At 71.1% G+C, this 15,436-nt stretch carries 16 protein-coding genes and 1 pseudogene; 6 read left to right on the top strand and 11 right to left on the bottom strand.

Annotated features, from left to right (window positions below; genetic code table 11):
* Positions 1 to 9: 9 nt before the first annotated feature.
* Together PV682_RS20305 and PV682_RS20300 are read left to right on the top strand one after the other, a co-directional pair.
* On the top strand, positions 10 to 1,530 hold the full coding sequence (locus PV682_RS20305; RefSeq protein WP_319731781.1) for a putative T7SS-secreted protein: 1,521 nt from the start codon (positions 10 to 12) through the stop codon (positions 1,528 to 1,530).
* Between the two features lie 4 nt (positions 1,531 to 1,534).
* Positions 1,535 to 2,206 carry a hypothetical protein gene (locus PV682_RS20300; protein ID WP_319731779.1) on the top strand — a complete coding sequence of 224 codons (672 nt, stop codon included), beginning with the start codon at positions 1,535 to 1,537 and terminating at the stop codon, positions 2,204 to 2,206.
* A gap of 21 nt (positions 2,207 to 2,227) precedes the next feature.
* On the opposite strand, the gene PV682_RS20295 is transcribed toward PV682_RS20300, so the two are convergent.
* The 4 genes from PV682_RS20295 to PV682_RS20280 all read right to left on the bottom strand — a co-directional run bounded on the left by PV682_RS20295 (position 2,228) and on the right by PV682_RS20280 (position 7,387).
* Entirely contained in the window at positions 2,228 to 3,538 is a 1,311-nt protein-coding gene (locus PV682_RS20295; RefSeq protein WP_319731777.1) for an extracellular solute-binding protein, read from the bottom strand.
* A 203-nt stretch (positions 3,539 to 3,741) separates the two neighbouring features.
* A complete protein-coding gene (locus tag PV682_RS20290) occupies positions 3,742 to 6,240 on the bottom strand; it encodes a substrate-binding domain-containing protein (RefSeq protein ID WP_319731775.1) in 2,499 nt (832 codons plus the stop codon).
* 5 nt (positions 6,241 to 6,245) lie between these two features.
* On the bottom strand, positions 6,246 to 6,596 hold the full coding sequence (locus tag PV682_RS20285) for an effector-associated constant component EACC1 (protein ID WP_319731773.1): 351 nt from the start codon (positions 6,594 to 6,596) through the stop codon (positions 6,246 to 6,248).
* 155 nt (positions 6,597 to 6,751) lie between these two features.
* A complete protein-coding gene (locus PV682_RS20280; protein ID WP_319731771.1) occupies positions 6,752 to 7,387 on the bottom strand; it encodes a hypothetical protein in 636 nt (211 codons plus the stop codon).
* A gap of 114 nt (positions 7,388 to 7,501) precedes the next feature.
* Between PV682_RS20280 and PV682_RS20275 the strand changes: the two genes are divergently transcribed.
* Positions 7,502 to 7,891 carry a type II toxin-antitoxin system RelE/ParE family toxin gene (locus PV682_RS20275; protein ID WP_319731768.1) on the top strand — a complete coding sequence of 130 codons (390 nt, stop codon included), beginning with the start codon at positions 7,502 to 7,504 and terminating at the stop codon, positions 7,889 to 7,891.
* A complete protein-coding gene (locus tag PV682_RS20270) occupies positions 7,888 to 8,193 on the top strand; it encodes a helix-turn-helix domain-containing protein (RefSeq protein ID WP_319731766.1) in 306 nt (101 codons plus the stop codon). Before PV682_RS20275 ends, PV682_RS20270 begins: the two co-directional genes overlap by 4 nt.
* 8 nt (positions 8,194 to 8,201) lie before the next feature.
* Here the strand turns inward: PV682_RS20270 and PV682_RS20265 are convergent, their stop codons facing one another.
* Positions 8,202 to 8,414 carry a DUF397 domain-containing protein gene (locus PV682_RS20265; RefSeq protein ID WP_319731764.1) on the bottom strand — a complete coding sequence of 71 codons (213 nt, stop codon included), beginning with the start codon at positions 8,412 to 8,414 and terminating at the stop codon, positions 8,202 to 8,204.
* Complete coding sequence (locus tag PV682_RS20260) at positions 8,411 to 9,286, bottom strand: helix-turn-helix domain-containing protein (protein ID WP_319731762.1); 876 nt, start codon at positions 9,284 to 9,286, stop codon at positions 8,411 to 8,413. The genes PV682_RS20265 and PV682_RS20260 overlap by 4 nt, the downstream gene beginning before the upstream one ends.
* A gap of 159 nt (positions 9,287 to 9,445) precedes the next feature.
* On the opposite strand from PV682_RS20260, the gene PV682_RS20255 reads away from it, so the two are divergent.
* Together PV682_RS20255 and PV682_RS20250 are read left to right on the top strand one after the other, a co-directional pair.
* Positions 9,446 to 9,940 carry an ATP-binding protein gene (locus PV682_RS20255; protein ID WP_319731760.1) on the top strand — a complete coding sequence of 165 codons (495 nt, stop codon included), beginning with the start codon at positions 9,446 to 9,448 and terminating at the stop codon, positions 9,938 to 9,940.
* 31 nt (positions 9,941 to 9,971) lie between these two features.
* Positions 9,972 to 10,093: pseudogene (locus PV682_RS20250) on the top strand (IS5/IS1182 family transposase); the annotation flags it as partial.
* Between the two features lie 22 nt (positions 10,094 to 10,115).
* Here PV682_RS20250 and PV682_RS20245 read toward each other — a convergent pair.
* Genes PV682_RS20245 through PV682_RS20225 form a run of 5 tightly spaced genes read right to left on the bottom strand, consistent with a single transcriptional unit; the run spans position 10,116 to position 15,358 of the window.
* Positions 10,116 to 11,000, bottom strand: a complete 885-nt coding sequence (locus PV682_RS20245; RefSeq protein ID WP_319731758.1) for a DUF6282 family protein — start codon at positions 10,998 to 11,000, stop codon at positions 10,116 to 10,118.
* Positions 10,997 to 11,686 (bottom strand): RraA family protein, encoded by a 690-nt coding sequence (locus PV682_RS20240; RefSeq protein ID WP_319731757.1) that lies wholly within the window; start codon positions 11,684 to 11,686, stop codon positions 10,997 to 10,999. Before PV682_RS20240 ends, PV682_RS20245 begins: the two co-directional genes overlap by 4 nt.
* Complete coding sequence (locus PV682_RS20235; protein ID WP_319731756.1) at positions 11,683 to 13,875, bottom strand: isocitrate/isopropylmalate family dehydrogenase; 2,193 nt, start codon at positions 13,873 to 13,875, stop codon at positions 11,683 to 11,685. The genes PV682_RS20240 and PV682_RS20235 overlap by 4 nt, the downstream gene beginning before the upstream one ends.
* Positions 13,872 to 14,627: an alpha/beta fold hydrolase gene (locus tag PV682_RS20230; RefSeq protein ID WP_319731754.1), complete on the bottom strand. Its 756-nt coding sequence runs from the start codon at positions 14,625 to 14,627 to the stop codon at positions 13,872 to 13,874. Before PV682_RS20230 ends, PV682_RS20235 begins: the two co-directional genes overlap by 4 nt.
* Positions 14,628 to 14,662: 35 nt before the next feature.
* Entirely contained in the window at positions 14,663 to 15,358 is a 696-nt protein-coding gene (locus PV682_RS20225) for a beta/alpha barrel domain-containing protein (RefSeq protein ID WP_319731752.1), read from the bottom strand.
* Between the last annotated feature and the right edge of the window lie 78 nt (positions 15,359 to 15,436).

Here is a 15,436-nt window from a genome sequence, read left to right as displayed (position 1 = left end):
GACCGCTCCATGTACATCCGGACGCCTGAGACGTACGACGCGCTCGGCTTCGATCCCGCCCCCGGTGACCCCGCCTCGGTGCACCAGCTGGTCACTTCGCTGACCAGCACGGCCAAACAGCTCCACGACGTTCACGGCACCCTGACGCGGCTGGGCAGAACGAACGGCGCCTGGACGGGCGAGGGGGCGTCCGCCTTCTCAAGAACAACCGGTGCCCTCCCGAGGTATCTGGACAACGCCCATGGCTCCATGGCCGACGCCGCGCACGCCTTGCGCACCTGGGAGTCACGGCTGACGGAGTTCCAGGGCAGGGCCCGGCGCTACGAGGAGGAGGCCGAGGAGTCCCGCAGGGCTCTGGCCGCGGCGAAAGCCGACCCGGACCTGAAGCTCGCCGGGCAGACCTTTCCCACGGGCGAGGAACTCCGCGACGCCCAGCGACGCCTGGACCACGCGACGAAGCGCGTCACCGAGGCCGGCGCCGAACTCGACGCGATCGTCGAGAAAGCGCGTCAGCTTCAGCACGACCACCGGGCCACGGCCCACCAGGCCGCTGAAAGACTCCGCAAGGCCGCCGAGGCAGCACCTGGCAAGTCACTGCTCGACAAGCTCAAGGACCTGTTCGAGGACGTGACCCAGCAGATCGGCGACCTCGCCGGCGACCTGTGGAAATGGGTCCAGAAGCACGCCGACACGATCTACCGGATCGGCGACTGGCTCGGCTACGCCAGCGCCGCCTGTGACGTCCTCGCGGTCCTCACCTCCGAGACCCTCATCGGCGCCGTGGTCTTCGAGGGCATCGGCATGGTCCTGAACGGCGGCGCCCTCCTCGCGCACGGGGTCGGCTGGGCGGCAGGCTCGAAGAAGGGCAACTGGCTGGACATCGGGCTCGACGTGGCGGGCTTCATCCCGTTCGGCGACCTCGCACGGGTGGGGAAGGTCGGCAAGGGGATGTTCACCGGCGTCAAGATCCCGATGCGGGTGACGGACTTCGGGGTGAAGGCGGCCGATTCCTGGAAGCGGGCGTCCGACATCATCGAGCACGCCGGAGGAACCGCGAAACTGGGTGAGGACGCCGAGAAATGGGTGATGCGCAGCGTCGGCGTGCTCGGCCGCAAGGCGGATGCGATCCACATCACCGCGGACACGCTGGGGGACCGCCTCAAGGTCGCCGTGGCCAAGGAGCTCGGTGACCGCAACCTCTACCGGCCGGGTGCGGGAATCACCGACATGCCGTTCCAGAAGCTCATGCCCAAACTGATCGAGCACACCCCGCTGGGGCGGATCCCGGCGCTCGCGGACTCCGTCAAACCGATCGTGGACGACGCCGGCGAGACCGTCGGCCGCTACATCGACCCCCGTTCCTGGACAGCGCGCGGGTACGAGGCGGCGCTCGGTGCGAAGGACCTCTACAAGGAGGGCGTGCGCCACGCCACCGAGGAGGTCCAGTACGCGTCGGAGCAGCTCCACGAGAAGTACGACCAGGCTCGCGAGGTCATAGGCCGTCTGGCGACCGCCAACCCGTTTGGATGACTCCATGCACGACGCCTCGTACACGTTCGCGGTCTCTGTGAACAACCCCGTCCCGCTCTCCGGTCCGCCGGTTCCTGGACTGCCCGCCGACGCCGAGATGGGGGCGACGGTCCGGCTCCGGGCCCCGCAGCGCTCCGAGGACCCCCCGCTGGCCCGCGTCTTCGCGCCACGGTCCGCGCAGGCGAAGGGAACCGTCCCGCTGCCCCTCTGGATCCACGACGGCCCGAGCGGCGGCCCGTGGTGCTCGGTCCGCCCGGCCGCCGCGGACACCTACGACGTCCACGCCCCCGACGGCACTCCCCTGGCCAGGATCACCCGCCGCCCCGGCCGGGTCCTGCCCTGGCCGCGCCGGGTCCGCTGGTCGGCGCGGCTCACCGGCGCACCGGACACGGTCACCGGCAAGGAGGGCACCTGGTACGCCTGGCTGATCCACACCACCACCGCCCCTGTGTGGTTCCTCTTCGCGCTCTGCATGATGCTCTACGCCTACTTCGACGGCACGACGGACGACTACACGTTCGGCCGCCCCGTCCGCACCCGCTGGCGTACACCGCGCACCGGCCTGGCGCTGGACTACCGAGGTCTGAGCAAGGTCTACCGCTGCGACCCGCACCGGCTGGACCCGCGGATCGCGTACGCGCTGGCGGTCCTCCAGACGTACGGACGCGAGCGCTGAACAGGCGAAGACCCCGCGCCCTCACGGCAGTTCGCGGTCCAGGGCCTCGTCCAGCTTCTTCGCCACCGTCGTGGGGTCGGCGCCGCTGGTGAAGAGGGGGGCCAGTTCGTCGGTGAACGTCTGGGTGAGGGCGCCGTAGAGGGGGGTGCGGGGGCGGGGGACGGCGCTGCGCAGGGCGGGCAGGAGGACGTCGTGGGCGAACCGCTCCTGTTCGGGGCTCCAGCGGTCGGGGGTTTCGCCGGTGCTCTCGGAGGTGGAGGTGTCGGCGTAGGTGCAGCGGGTCGTCTCGCGGTAGGAGGACTCCCGGGTCGCCGCGAACCCGGCGTACAGCAGGCACCGTTCGCTGTCGGCGTCGGTGAGGAAGCGGATGAGGTCGGCGGTCTTGGCGGCCTTGTCCCCGGAGACGGACCGGGTCATCGCGAGGTTCTGGCCGCCGAGCACGGCCTTGCCGGGCAGCTGGGTCACTCCGAGGTCGCCTTTGAAGGCCGCGTACAGCGCGGGGTAGGCGTAGGGCCAGTTGCGCAGGAACGTGGTCTTCCCCTGGGTGAAGTCGCTGAGCGAATCGGACTCGTTCGAGGTGAACGCGTGCCGCAGGACGTCCGTCGTACGGGCGCGCAACTCCTTGACGCCCCGGGTCAGTTGGCCCTCGGTGGCCCGGTACCGTCCGTTCTCGTCGGTGATCTCCAGATCCTCCACGGCGGAGGCGAACGCCTCGATCGCGTTGACGGTCCGGCCTTCGTAGGGGGCGAGCTGGGTGGTCCAGCCGGCCTCCCAGCCGGGGAACCGCTTGCCGCGTACGGCGTCGAGGTAGCGCTGGAGGGCGGACCAGGTGACGACGGGCCCGAGCTCGCCCCCGACCTGGTCGCGCCGGTAGTACAGCAGGCCGACGTCGCTGTTGAACGGCACGGCGTAGCGCTTCCCGGCCCAGAAGGACGTCTCGTCGACGGGCCGGACGAGGTCGGCGGGGTCGCGGACGGCGTCGTCCGGCAGCGGCTGGACGAGTTTCGCGGCGGCGAACTCCGGCACCCAGGTGACGTCCAGGTTGACGATGTCGTAGGAACTGCTCCCGGACTGGAGCGCGCCGAGGAGCTGGCTGCGCTGCTGGTCGGCGGAGCCGGGGAGTTCGACGAGCGACGCCTTGTAGCCGCCGGCCCCCTGCCGCGCGTTCCACGCGTCGATGAGCCGCTGCCGGGTGCCGTCCGTGACGTCACGCCCGCTGGCGACGACGATCCGCATCCGGTCGGGCCCGGACACCGGCTGCTCGGCGGGGGCACCACCGGTACAGGCGGTGCCCGCCAGCAGCAGGGCCACGAGCCAGACACGCCACACCACCCCGCCCCCCGCGAGCCGGGCACGCCGCGTCCCCCCTCCCCCACCGAGCCGGGCACGCCGCACCACCGTTCCCCCGGCAAGCCCGACGCTCCGCGCCACCCCTCCCCCCGCAAGCCAGGCACGCCCCGTCGCCCCGCCACCCGCAAGCCCGACGCGCCGCATCACCCCGCCCCCGACGAACCCGACGAGCCACCCAAGCCCCCTCATCCCTCCCCCGTCCCCGTGCGCGCAACTTCGTCCCGCAGGGAAGCCGCCGGATCATCCCCAGGATCCAGACACCGCCCCTCGGAAGCAGCGGCGACGACCGCGTCGGCGCGCCCCTCCTCGCAGCCCCCGGTGACCAGCGACACCATGGTCACCGGTGTCCCCGAGGTGCGCGCCAGCTCCCGCAGGTCCTCCAGGTTCCCCCCGGTCAGCCGGTCGTTGTCCTCGTCGTCGGTGACGTACACGATCTGCCGGGGCCGCTGGCTGTCGACGCCCTGCGCCTTCATGAACGCCAGCGCGTCGCGCAGCGCCCGGTAGGGGTCCGCCTGGTCCCCGCGCGCTCCGGCTCTGCGCGCGCCCTCCAGGGCGCGTACGGCGGCGTCGCGCGTGTGCGATCCGAAGCGCAGCAGCTCGGTATGGGTACGGCTGCCGCGCCCGGCGACCGCCCACACCCCGTACTGGTCCTTCGCACCGAGCCCGCCGAGCGACTGCTGGATCAGTCCGGGCCCGCTGCTCAGCCCCCGCCACAGGCTGGCCATGGACCCGGAGCTGTCGAGCAGGAAGAGCACCTGGCCGGGGCCGAGGGCGTTGCGGTACCGGTCCAGGGTCGCGTTCATGGCGGTCACGTCGGTGTACTGCTCCTGGTCGGCGAGGTCGGTCTGGGCGCCGCGCGGCGCCGTGCCGAGCAGCGCGTGCCCGGGGTCGGGCAAGCGCAGCCCGTACTCGCCGAGCTTCGCCCTGCCCTGCTCGCCGGTCAGCCAGTCCCGGAACCGCCGTACGGCGTCGTCGCGGGCCTCGGTGTCCCGGTCGGCGGGGGTCCAGGTGACCCGGACGAAGGTGGGGGTCAGGCCGGGTACGTCGTCCGGGTAGAGCGCGGTACGGGGTTGCAGCCCGCCCCAGGGGCAGTCGGCGTCGTTGCGCAGCGTGAACTCGGGTACGAGGAGGGCGCTGCGCCGGTCCGGGGAGGCGGCGCACAGCAGGTCGGCGGCCGAGCGGGCCGGGGGCCCCGCGTAGGCGACGCGGTGCTCGCCGGCGCGGGCGTCGGCCGCGTCCCCGTACAGGCCCATGGTCGCGAGCAGGGCGGCGTCCGTGGACTCCGGGTCGGGCCTGCGTACGTCGGTCCCGCCGCTCTCCAGCTCCGCGGCCATCGCGGCGAGCGGCCGGCCGGTGCGCTGTCCCGGTACGGTGCCGGACGCGGCCAGGACGACGGGCGAGTACGCGAACGGGCCGCCCTCGACGCGGAGTTCGGCGGAGTGCTGGTCGTCCGGGTCCTGTGCGGCGCGGGCGAGGTCGGTGCGGGTCGCCGGGATCCATACGTCCGGCTGCGGGCCGATGTCCCGCTGCGGCTGCGGGTCGCCCTCCCTGCCGGTCGGCCGCCACCAGTAGTTCGTACGTTCCCGCAGCCCCGTCACCGCGTCGGTGACCCGCGCGCTGTACACCCCGATCCCGCTCTTCCGGCACCCGCCCCGGTTCTCCCGCGACTCGGTGTACGCGTTCGCGGCGGCCGTCAGGACGGGTTCCAGGTCGGGGTCGGTGAGCACGCGCAGCTGGAGGGGCGGCGCGCACCGGCTGTCGTCGTCCCCGACGAGGGCGACGATCCCGGCGGCGCCGCCGACGGCCGCGACGGCGGTGAGCGCCAGGGCGAGCCGTCCGGTTCGGCGCAGGAGGCCGCGGCGGGGGTTGGGGCGGGGTGGTACGAGGTTCACCCCGGGCGGGGGTTCGGGGGGCGGCGGCTCCAGCGGTTCGTCGGACCGCAGGAGGAGGTCCTCGCCCTGTTCCCAGTCGCCCTTCGGTGTCTGGGGCTCGCCGGAGTCCGTGCGGACCTGTGCCTCGCTCATCCGCCTCTTCAGTTCCTCGTACAGCGTGGAGAGGCGTAACTCCCCGGCGCCGTCGAGGACTTCGATGAGCTGGTGGGTGAAGGGGGTGGCCCGGCTGTGGTCGCCCGGCGGGATACGGCGGTTCTGCTGGACGCTCATCAGGAGCAGGATCTCCTGCTGGCGCCGGGCGTCGCCGATCCGGTTGCGGCTGCCGCTCACGTTTCCCGCGTAGCAGCAGTCCAGGATCACCAGGACCCGTTCGGCCCTGCTCCGGGCCAGTTTGACGAGGACGTCCTTGAACTTCGCGGAGCCCAGCTTGGTCTCGCCGTCGCCGGGTTCGATCTGCGCGTTGCGCATCTGGAGGTGGATCTCGTCGCCGGACTTGGAGGCGACCGCGTGTCCGGCGAAGTAGAACAGCAGCAGTCCCTCGGCGTCCCGGACCGCGTGTTCCAGGTCGTCCCAGAAGTCGTCCAGCCTGGGTGAGGGGCTGACCTTCACCGCGTCCTCGCCGCCGAAGACGCCCTTCCAGCGCAGGACGTCGTAGAGCCGGTTGCGGTTGTGGACGACGGCTTCCAGCTGACCGGGGACACCGCTCGGGTCGCGGGGCAGCACGCGGTCGTACTCGGAGACGCCGACCACCAGTGCCCGGTTGACCTTCTCGCGCGGGTCGAAGGCGCTCATCGTGGCTAGTCCTGGTCGGGTTCCAGCGGGTCCACCCGGGGATCGGGGGTGTCCTCCCGGTCGACCTGATTGGAGTTGGCCCGCCACGCCTGCACCGAGAGCTGCACGTTCCGCACGATCTCCGTGAGGCTCGCCGTCGCCGCGAGGACCTGGACCACCACCTCCAGCGCGCCCCCCATGTGCTCCCGGCCCTCGTCGGCGCCGGGCTGCTCCACGATCCGCAGCTTCCCCTCACGCACCCGCGCGCCGAGCCACTCCTCGCGCTCCAGCCACGCCTTCAGCGCGTCGGCGTCCCCCGGGTCCCCGTCGAACCGAATCCGCACCCGCGATCCAGGTACCGCTTCCCCCTCAGCCATGCCCCTCATCATGGCACCGCTCCCATCCCGTGGGGACCCTTTGGACACAACCCCCGATCCCTCGTTCACCCACACCCGGCCGGCTCCTCCACCGGCGTCCGCGCCACGAACTCCGCCGACGGACTTGCAGAGCCCCGGCCCGTATCCAACGGCGTTCACCCGTCCTCGTCGAGGGCCGCTCTCAGGTGAGGGACGAGGTCCTCGGCCGAGACCTCCACCCAGGCCGTGCCGGGCCGGAGGACCTCGTAGCGGCCTTCGCGCAGATCGTGCACCAGGACCTGCCAGCTCGACCGGTTCAGCGGGTCCACTCGCAGACGTACGGCGCCGTGCGTGACCGTCGGGAACATGTTCCGCAGCACCTCGTCCGAGTGGAGACGGCGCAGAAGGTCTCCCGGGCCGGAGTCGGAGGACAGGAGGTCGGTCCACTGAGCAGCGGTCGGCTCCCCTCTGTCGAGCGCTCCGGCGAATTCCTCCAGTTCCAGGAACGCGAACTCCTCGGCCAGCACGTCGAACGGCACACCGTCCCGCCAGGCGGCGATCACGTCGACGAGGAGCCCGAGATCGTCCGTGGCCCCGATCTCCCAGGCGAAGCCGGGAATGTGGACACGCACACGGAAGAGCCGCTCCTCGTCGGACGGATCGACCGACACGTACCCCCTCGTCGTCTCGACCGTGACGTCCTCAGTGGCCCAATCCGGCACCCCGACATCGCGCCCCCGCCGCCGCGCGGCCTCCCGCACAGCAGCCCCGAGCCCACCGAAAGCAACCACGTCCGGGGACGAGTCGCTCATGCCCTCTTCCTCACCTTCCTCAGCAGCCAGAGGGCCGGTCACCTGGAGGCCCAGGGCTTGTCGGCATTCCTCAAGAGTGAATGATCCGAAGTCGTCTCCGACTCGTTCCGCGCAATGTTCGTTCCTGCCACCGGCTCGGCGGCCCCATCGCCTTGCACATACCAGGTCGAGAAGTGGCTGGATACCCTCACGCCGCACGACCACGGGCGGGTCATGTTCTACGCCGACCTCCTCGTCGACTTCGACGGGATACTGGACGAGCCCTACAGCCGCCATCTCGGCGGCAAGGTCCGGGAACTCCGGTTCCGCCTCGGGCAGCAGCACTACCGCATCACCTACTGGCTCGCTCCGAACCACCGCATCGTGTTTCTCACCGTCTTTCCCAAGACGCAACGCCAGGAGACAGCGGAGGTACAACGCGCTCTCCTCGCGCAGAAAACCTGCGAAGCCGAGCACCCACCCGCCCACACCGTCTACGACCGCTTCCCGGAGGACACGCCATGAGCCACGCCCGTTGGGAGATCACCGACGCCGACCGGTCCCGTGAGGGATACCAGGAGGCCCGCCGGGCCTACCTGTTCGGGAAGGCCGTCCGGGACCGCCGTACGGCACTGGGGATGACGCAGGCCCGGCTGGCCGAGCGCGCGGGTATGACTCAGGCCGCCGTCTCCCGGTTGGAACACGGCGGCGCGACTCCCACGATCCCGCTGCTCGAACGCCTGGCCACGGCCCTGGAGTCCACTCTCCACCTGGACATCACGCCGGACAGCGAACTGTCGGTGAGCTTCACGTCTCAGGCCGCCTGACGGCGGGGTCAGGGGGAGGTGGTGTGGGAGATGAAGGTGGACCAGGTGGTGGGGGTGACCTGGAAGGTGGGGCTGGAGGAGGTGAGCTTCGAGTCGCGGATGTGTACGCCGGTGGGGGTGGTGGCGATCTCGATGCACTCCTCGCCGTTGGGGCCGTCGCTGTAACTGCTCTTGAACCACGCCAGTTCGGAGGTGTCACCGGCGAGGGCCTTGCGGATCATGTTTCTCCCAGCAGTCGTTCAATATGGGCCAGCGTCTCCCGGGGCGGGAGGGCCAGCGCTCGGATAGTGCCAAGCTGCAACTCGATGTGGCGGAGTTGTTTCGGTTCGTTGGCGGGACGGCCGTTGAAGAGGCCGTCCGCGCGGCCGACCGCCGATCCGTCCGCGAACTTAAACAGTTCCATCCTGCCACCCAGCCCCGGGTGCGGGTCGGAGTTGGTCAGCATGACCTGGAGGGTGACGAAGTCCAGACGCCCTACCTCCAGGAGGTGTTCGAGTTGCCGCTTCCAGGCCATTGTGCCCCCAACATGGCGCTGAAGAATCGCCTCCTCCAGCACAAAGTGCATCGAGGGCGCCGAGTCCCGCTCGAAGATCGACTGCCTGGCCATACGGGCCGCCAGCAGCCTTTCCAGTTCCTTCGGCGCATAGGTCGGCTGCCACGACCGCAACAACGCCTCCGCGTGCTCCTGCGTCTGCAACAACCCCGGCAGGCTGTTGCAGACGTACACCCCGATCTCGACGGCCGCCGCCTCCATCTTCCCCAAGTCCCGCACCTTCTTGGGGTATCGGACCTTCCGCACGTTCTCCTTCAGCTCCGCGACCATCCCCCCGGCGTCCAGCACCGCATCCGCCCGGTCGTAGAAGTCCAACTTCGCCGGAATCCGCTCCCCCCGCTCAATCTTGTAGATCATGTCCTCGCTGTAGTTCACCCGCTTCCCGAACTCCCCCGCCCGCATCTTCCGCAGCTCGCGCCACTTCTTGATCTGCCGCCCGGCGGTCTCCAGCACCGCCAGACCCCACTCGTCGTCCGGGTCCGGCGCCCAACCCGGCTCTTCCTCACCCTTGTTGCCCTGCTGCTGCGCACTCTCCGACATGACCCGCCCTTTCACTGCGTACCGTGACCTCCTCGCGACGCCAGGTACCCAACCAACGGCCTAGACGCCCTAGACACCACTGGACAGCGCCAAGACAGTCACCGTACGCAGTCGCCAAGTAGCCGATAACGCTAGCCACTTCCCGCCACCCTGGGTCACGTGAACAGCGAATCTCCCCAGACCCCAGCCCCCCTCCCCGCCCTCACCTTCTGCGTGCAACTCTCCCCCACCCGCCGGGGTGCACGCCTCGCCCGCCTCCTGGTCACGGAACAACTCCGTTGCTGGGGACTCCCGTTGTACCCGGCGCAGCAGGTGATCGCCGAGCTGGCGAACAACGCGGCGACGCACGGCCGAGTCCCCGGCAGGGACTTCCGCGTCGCGATGTACGTCCTCGGCGAGACCCTCCGCCTGGAGGTGACCGACACGCGCGACGACGCGGTCCCGAACTGCCGACTCCCGCTGGAGGAGGGCGAGTCGGGCCGAGGACTCGCGCTGGTCGAGGCCCTGACGGACAGGTGGGGCGTCGCATTCGGCCCCACCCCCCGCAAGACCGTCTGGGCGGAGATCGGCCTCCGGCCCGACCGCCTCGCGGGGAACGGCGTTCCGGTGGGCGGGAGTTCGGGGCGGATGCGGTGCGGGCACGGGTCCGGGTGATCGCGGAGGACGACCGTGCCCACGGCGCCGCATCGCCAAGGCCCCCTCCGGCGGCGAGAAGGCGGGACGGTCCCGGCCGACCGGGGCAAGCAGGGACTGAAGCGCTCAGTCATCGCCTCCGATGCCTGCGGAGTTCCGCTCGGGATCGTCTCCGGTGCGGATGCCGAGGAGCTGGTCACAGGCTCAGCATCGTCAGAGGGTTCGAGCGGGTCACCTCGGTGATGCGTTCCGGGGTCAGTCCCGCGGCGGTGAACCATTCCTGGCTTCGCGTCAGCCAGGGCTGGATGTCCATCTGGGACGGCTGGCCGAGGTCCGAGCTGTAGACGACCCGCGGGAGCAGGGACAGAACATCGGCGAAGTCGGCCCAGTCCTGGTATTCGAGGAGGCGGGTGAGTGCGGTCTGCTCCGTCCAGACCTGTTCCGCGGATGTCACGTCCACCAGGTCCTTGCAGGTCAGGCCGGTCATCGGATTGGCGGGCTGGTTGAGCATCAGCCGCGGCAGATCCAGGCGTACGGCTTCCTCGACCAGGAGCAGCACCTCGTGGGCGTCCGCGTGGCCGGTGGATACGACCACGGGCAGATCGCGGGCCGCCCTCAGGAGTTCGCGCACCTCCGGGCGCAGCAGGCGCGTGTCGTCGGCGACGGTGAGTGGCCGCATGCCATCGGTGAGGAGCCGATGGGAGGGGGTGCGGGCCAGGCGGCTGCGGTGGGTGCGGCCGGTGACCGTGGGCAGGTGGACGATCAGCCGCAGCCCGCTGTCGTCGCCGTGCTGGATGACGGCCTGTTCCACGGCACGGAGGTCGAAGCCGCCGGCCAGGTCGTTGAGGACGATCGAGCCGGAGACGGGCAGACCTTGCCGACGGGCCTCCCATGCCTGGGCGGCGGTCGAACCGAGGTGGTTCTTCAGGACGACCCAGCCACCGTGTGCGGCGTAGACCGCGCCGGCCGCGGCGGCGGCGTGGCGGCGCAGGTAGGCGTCCGGGCCGGCGTGGTAGTGGACATCGACGAAGCGGGCGTCCTGCGGGGACAGCGGTGTCACCCGATCGAGGGCGGCCGTCACTCCGCCTCCCCGTCCTCCCACGGCCGCGCGTAGCCGAAGCGGGCGCGCGCCTCGTCCAGCCGGCTGCCGCCGAGGACGGCTTCCCGGATGCGGGACTCCGTGCGCTCCACGGCTTCGGCGCGTCGGACGACCTCTTCGACGAGGGCGGCGGGAATACGCACGGCGCCGTTGTCGTCGGCGAAGATCCAGTCGCCCGGTGCGACGGGCGTACCGGCGATGTCGACCTCGACGCCCGTACGGTCCAGCACCACCCGGTTCTTGCCGCTGACCATCGTCACATCGGTGCTGAACAGCGGGTAGCCGGCGGCGCCGCTCTCCCGCACATCGCGCACCGAACCGTGTACGACGGTGCCGGAGATGCCGCGGTGTCGCGCGACGGAGCTCAGCAGGGAGCCCCAGTTGGTGCAGGTGCGGCTGCCGCCGTTGTCCACGACGACGACGGAACCGGGCGGGACGTCGTCGATGTAGTCGGCGGCGTTGTGGAAGGTGGTGGTGTCGTCGACGGGCCGGTACCGGACGGTGAAGGCGGGCCCGCAGGCGATGCCGCCGGAGGTGCGGGTCGCGATGCCGGGCAGCACGCACGGCGGGGTGCGCAGGCCGTCCATGGCGTCGGAGAGGGCAGCGGTGTCCAGGCGGGACAGCCGCTCGCGCAGGGCTTCGGTGTCCACGGCGTGGGCGGTGGTCATGCGGATTCCTTCGTGAGCGTCAGGTGGCGGACGACGGACCAGGCGGCGAACTCGGAGAAGTACGCGGCGACTTCGGGCCCTCGGTTGGGAACGGTCAGTTCACTGCTCGCGTCCCGGACGGTGCAGGTGAGGGTGATCACGCCGGTGTAGGTCGTGCGGTCCCCGCCCTGCCAGACACCGGACAGCGTCACGGGCAGCGCGACCGAGCCGTCGCCGGTGTCGCGTTCGCGGGCCAGTTCGTCGGCGAAACCGCCCTCGGTGAGGCGGTCTTCGAGGTGCAGGACGAGTCCGCGCTCGTCGAGGAGGAGTGCCAGTTCCTGGACCGCGGTGCGGTCCCGGTCGGTGACGATGTGGCCGGCCAGCGCCGAGTCCAGGCGCTTGGCCAGGTCGTCGGCGGCCCCGGGCGGGCAGCCGAGCCGGATGTCGACGTAGGGGTAGTGCCAGCGGTAGGCGGGCTTGACCGCCGCGCCGCTGTCCCTGACGAGACCGTCGACGAGTGCCGCCGCGTCCGCCTCGACGATGCCGAGGGTACGACGGAAGACCGTGGTCACCTCAGGAGGCTCCGGGAGGTGCGCCAGGCCGTCGCGCAGCACGGCTTCGAGCATCGGCAGGCATTCGCGCGGCGGGCCGGGGAGCATGACGACGGTGCTGCCCTGGGCCTCGGCGCGACAGCCCCAGGCAGTGCCGTTCGGGTTGGGAAGCAGGTCGGTGCCCTCGGCGAACAGCGCTTGACGGCGGTTGTCGTCGTGGACGGCGACGCCGAAGCGGGTCAGGCGTTCCACGACTGCCTGCCAGGCCTCTTCCCGGTGCTCCAGCGGGCGTCCCAGCGCTCGGGCCACGGCCCCGCGGGTCACGTCGTCGGAGGTGGGGCCGAGACCTCCCATCACCAGGATGACGTCGTCGCGGCCGATGGAGGGGCGGATGGCGTCGGCAATGGCGGCCTCGTCGTCGCCGACGGTGTGGCGGACCCGGACCGGGATGCCACGTTCGCCGAGCGTCCGGGAGGCGTTGCCCGCGTTGGAGTCCTCCAGGTCGCCGCGGAGCAGTTCGTCGCCGACGGTGATGACGGCGGCGGTGGGCGTGTACGGCACCTCGTGGCAGGCGTCGATGACCGCTCGGGCCGCCTCTGTGGTGGTGGCCGTGCCGCCGAGGTCGTAGGTGACCCGGTCACGGCGGCGGGTGACGTGCCGTACGGCGTCCTGGATGCTGGCCGCCTCGTCCTCGAAGCCGAGGTGCTCCAGCATCAGCCCGATGGTGAGGAACGCCGCGCCGGGGTTGGCGCGTCCGCGGCCGGCCATCCCCGGCGCGCTCCCGTGCACCGGCTCGAAGTAGTTGCCGGCCTCGCCGATGTTGGCGCTGGCCGCGAGGCCGAGGCCGCCCATCACACCGCCTCCGAGGTCGGAGAGGATGTCGCCGAACATGTTCTCGGCGACGATCACGCCGAAGCGTTCCGGGCGACGGGCCATCCACAGCGCGACCGCGTCCACGTTGAGGACCTCGTAGGGAATCTCCGGGTAGTCGGCGGCGATCGCCTCCAGCCGCTCCAGGACGTATGCGCTGCTCTGCCGCAGGACGTTGGGCTTGTCCGCGAGGGTGACCCGCCCATAGCCGTGTCCCCGGGCGGTGTCGAAGGCGAACCGCAGGATGCGGTCCAGACCGTGCGAGGTCTGTAGCCGGACGGCGGCGGTCGTACCGGAACGGCCGCTGCGGCGGACGTTGGGGTGATCCGCGACCAGCGGCCACATCTCGGCCGGTACGTGGTTCCAGTCCAGGCCCGCGTAGAGGCCCTCGGTGTTCTCCCGGATCACGCAGAAGCGGTACGGGGCACCGCCGCCGAGGTAGTTCTCGACCGGCCGGAGGTTGGCGAACAGGTCCAGGCGCTGGCGCAGTTGGATGATCGGAGAGATGTACTGCGGGGCATGCTCGCGCAGTCCGGGGGCCAGCTCCGCCAGCGCTTCCCGGCGCGGCTTGCTGGTGGTGGCACCGAGCAGGACGGCGTCGCTGCGGCCGATCAGGTCCCAGGTACGGTCGGGAACGGGGTTGCCCTCGGCGCGCCAGCATTCCCAGCCGATGTCGCCGAATTCCAGGTCGACGGGCAGCCCGAGGGCCTCGACGACCGGCAGCGCGGCATCCAGGACCTCCGGCCCGATTCCGTCGCCGGGCAGTACTGCGACAGTCTTGCGGTTCATGGCTTCTCAGCTCTCAGGAAGCGGGCGACAGCGTCTCGGACGAGGTCGGGCCGGTCGGTGTGCGGGCGCATTCCGGCCTGGGGGATGCCCACGAGGCAGTGGTCCGGCCGCGAGCCTGCGGCCAGGTGCCGGCGCTGTACGAGCAGCGACTGTTCCCCGTAGAGATGCAGCAGTGGTCCGGGGAAGGCCCGCACGGGCTCCCGGAGATCGACGTCACGCAGGAGGCGCAACCCCGCGGCCAGCCGCCGTCCCGCCGACTCGCCGTCGTACACGGGAGGTTGCCCGCTCTGTGCCGCCGTACCGGTGAAGGGCTGCCCGCCGGGCCCGCTCACCGCCTCGTCCAGGAGGCGCGCCGCCGCCGGCAGCCCCTGTGTGCCGACGGCGGCGGCGATCCGCTCCAGCTTCCCGTTCAGTCCGGCGTCGGCGACGGTAGGGGCCGAGAGCAGCAGCACCCGAGCGCGGTGGGTCCACTCGCGGGCGAGCAGTGCCTGGACGACGGCTCCGCCGAGAGCGTTGCCGGCCAGTACGTCGAGGCCATCGGCGCAGGGTGCCAGCTGGGCGGCCCAGCGGTCCACGAGTGCCTTCAGGCCATCACCGTCGCGGAGCAGGGACAGGGTGTCGTAGATCGTGATCCGGTGCCCGGAGCCGAGCAGCGGCTCGGTGACCTGCTGGAAGAACGCGCCGCTGTCCCAGCGCGGCATGACGGGCGCGAGGACGACCGCGTGGCGCGGTGCATCCGGCTCACCGAGCACGGTGGCATCCGGAGCCGGATGTACGGGAGGTGAGGTCACCGGGCGCCCGCCGCGGTCAGCTCGCGGGCCGCCGAGAAGGCGTCGCCGATCCGGCCCTCGGGAAGCTTGGCGCGCTCCTCGACGGACAGGTCGAAGTGACCGAGGACCAGATCGGGCAGCGGCGGGGCGGGGGCGGCCTCCACGAACTCGGATTCCATGCGGTGGGCGAGTTCGAGGATCCGGGCGAGGTCGTACGCATCGTGTCCGGCGTGCCGGCCGAGGTAGGCCAGCCACTGCTCGGTGACCAGGTTGCCCGGGCCTTTGCCCATCCCCAGGACGGCGGAGTCGATCCAGGTGGCGCCCGCGTCCACCGCGGCGATGGAGTTGGCCAGCGCCAGGCCGAGGTTGTTGTGGGCGTGCAGACCGATGGCGGCATCGGTCACCGAGCGGACCAGGGTGACCAGTCGGGACACCTCGCTCGGCAGCATGCTGCCGTTGGAATCGGCCAGATAGACCACGTCGGCGCCGGCGTCTCCGGACATCGCGGCCAGTTCGACCAGCCGACGCCGGTCCAGTTGGCTGACGCGGGTGATGTTGACGGTGGTGGTGAAACCGAGGTCCGCGGCCTTGGCGAGCATGGCGAGCCCTGGCTCGGGCGCGGCGGAGGGCAGGCAGAACCGCACAAGGCGGACACCGGCCTCGTACATCCGGGGAAGGTCGCCCTCGGTGATGTTCTTCGGATGCAGGATCATGCAGAGCCGCTCGGGGGAGACGACCTCGGCGACCGCCCACTCCAGACCGGCCGCGACGCTCTTCCGAGCGTGGTGCAG

The sequence above is a fragment of the Streptomyces niveiscabiei genome, assembly GCF_033794345.1.
Lineage (GTDB): Bacteria > Actinomycetota > Actinomycetes > Streptomycetales > Streptomycetaceae > Streptomyces > Streptomyces niveiscabiei.
Note: the sequence above shows the minus strand (reverse complement) of the source record. Positions and strands in the feature narration are given on the sequence as shown.

What these genes read in the sequence shown, in the direction of transcription:
- PV682_RS20305 (WP_319731781.1), top strand. Translation starts at nt 10, where the DNA reads ATGTACATCCGGACGCCTGAGACGTACGACGCGCTCGGCTTCGATCCC.
- PV682_RS20300 (WP_319731779.1), top strand. Translation starts at nt 1,535, where the DNA reads ATGCACGACGCCTCGTACACGTTCGCGGTCTCTGTGAACAACCCCGTC.
- PV682_RS20290 (WP_319731775.1), bottom strand. Translation starts at nt 6,240, where the DNA reads ATGAGCGCCTTCGACCCGCGCGAGAAGGTCAACCGGGCACTGGTGGTC.
- PV682_RS20285 (WP_319731773.1), bottom strand. Translation starts at nt 6,596, where the DNA reads ATGGCTGAGGGGGAAGCGGTACCTGGATCGCGGGTGCGGATTCGGTTC.
- PV682_RS20280 (WP_319731771.1), bottom strand. Translation starts at nt 7,387, where the DNA reads ATGAGCGACTCGTCCCCGGACGTGGTTGCTTTCGGTGGGCTCGGGGCT.
- PV682_RS20275 (WP_319731768.1), top strand. Translation starts at nt 7,502, where the DNA reads ATGTTCGTTCCTGCCACCGGCTCGGCGGCCCCATCGCCTTGCACATAC.
- PV682_RS20270 (WP_319731766.1), top strand. Translation starts at nt 7,888, where the DNA reads ATGAGCCACGCCCGTTGGGAGATCACCGACGCCGACCGGTCCCGTGAG.
- PV682_RS20265 (WP_319731764.1), bottom strand. Translation starts at nt 8,414, where the DNA reads ATGATCCGCAAGGCCCTCGCCGGTGACACCTCCGAACTGGCGTGGTTC.
- PV682_RS20260 (WP_319731762.1), bottom strand. Translation starts at nt 9,286, where the DNA reads ATGTCGGAGAGTGCGCAGCAGCAGGGCAACAAGGGTGAGGAAGAGCCG.
- PV682_RS20240 (WP_319731757.1), bottom strand. Translation starts at nt 11,686, where the DNA reads ATGACCACCGCCCACGCCGTGGACACCGAAGCCCTGCGCGAGCGGCTG.
- PV682_RS20235 (WP_319731756.1), bottom strand. Translation starts at nt 13,875, where the DNA reads ATGAACCGCAAGACTGTCGCAGTACTGCCCGGCGACGGAATCGGGCCG.
- PV682_RS20225 (WP_319731752.1), bottom strand. Translation starts at nt 15,358, where the DNA reads ATGATCCTGCATCCGAAGAACATCACCGAGGGCGACCTTCCCCGGATG.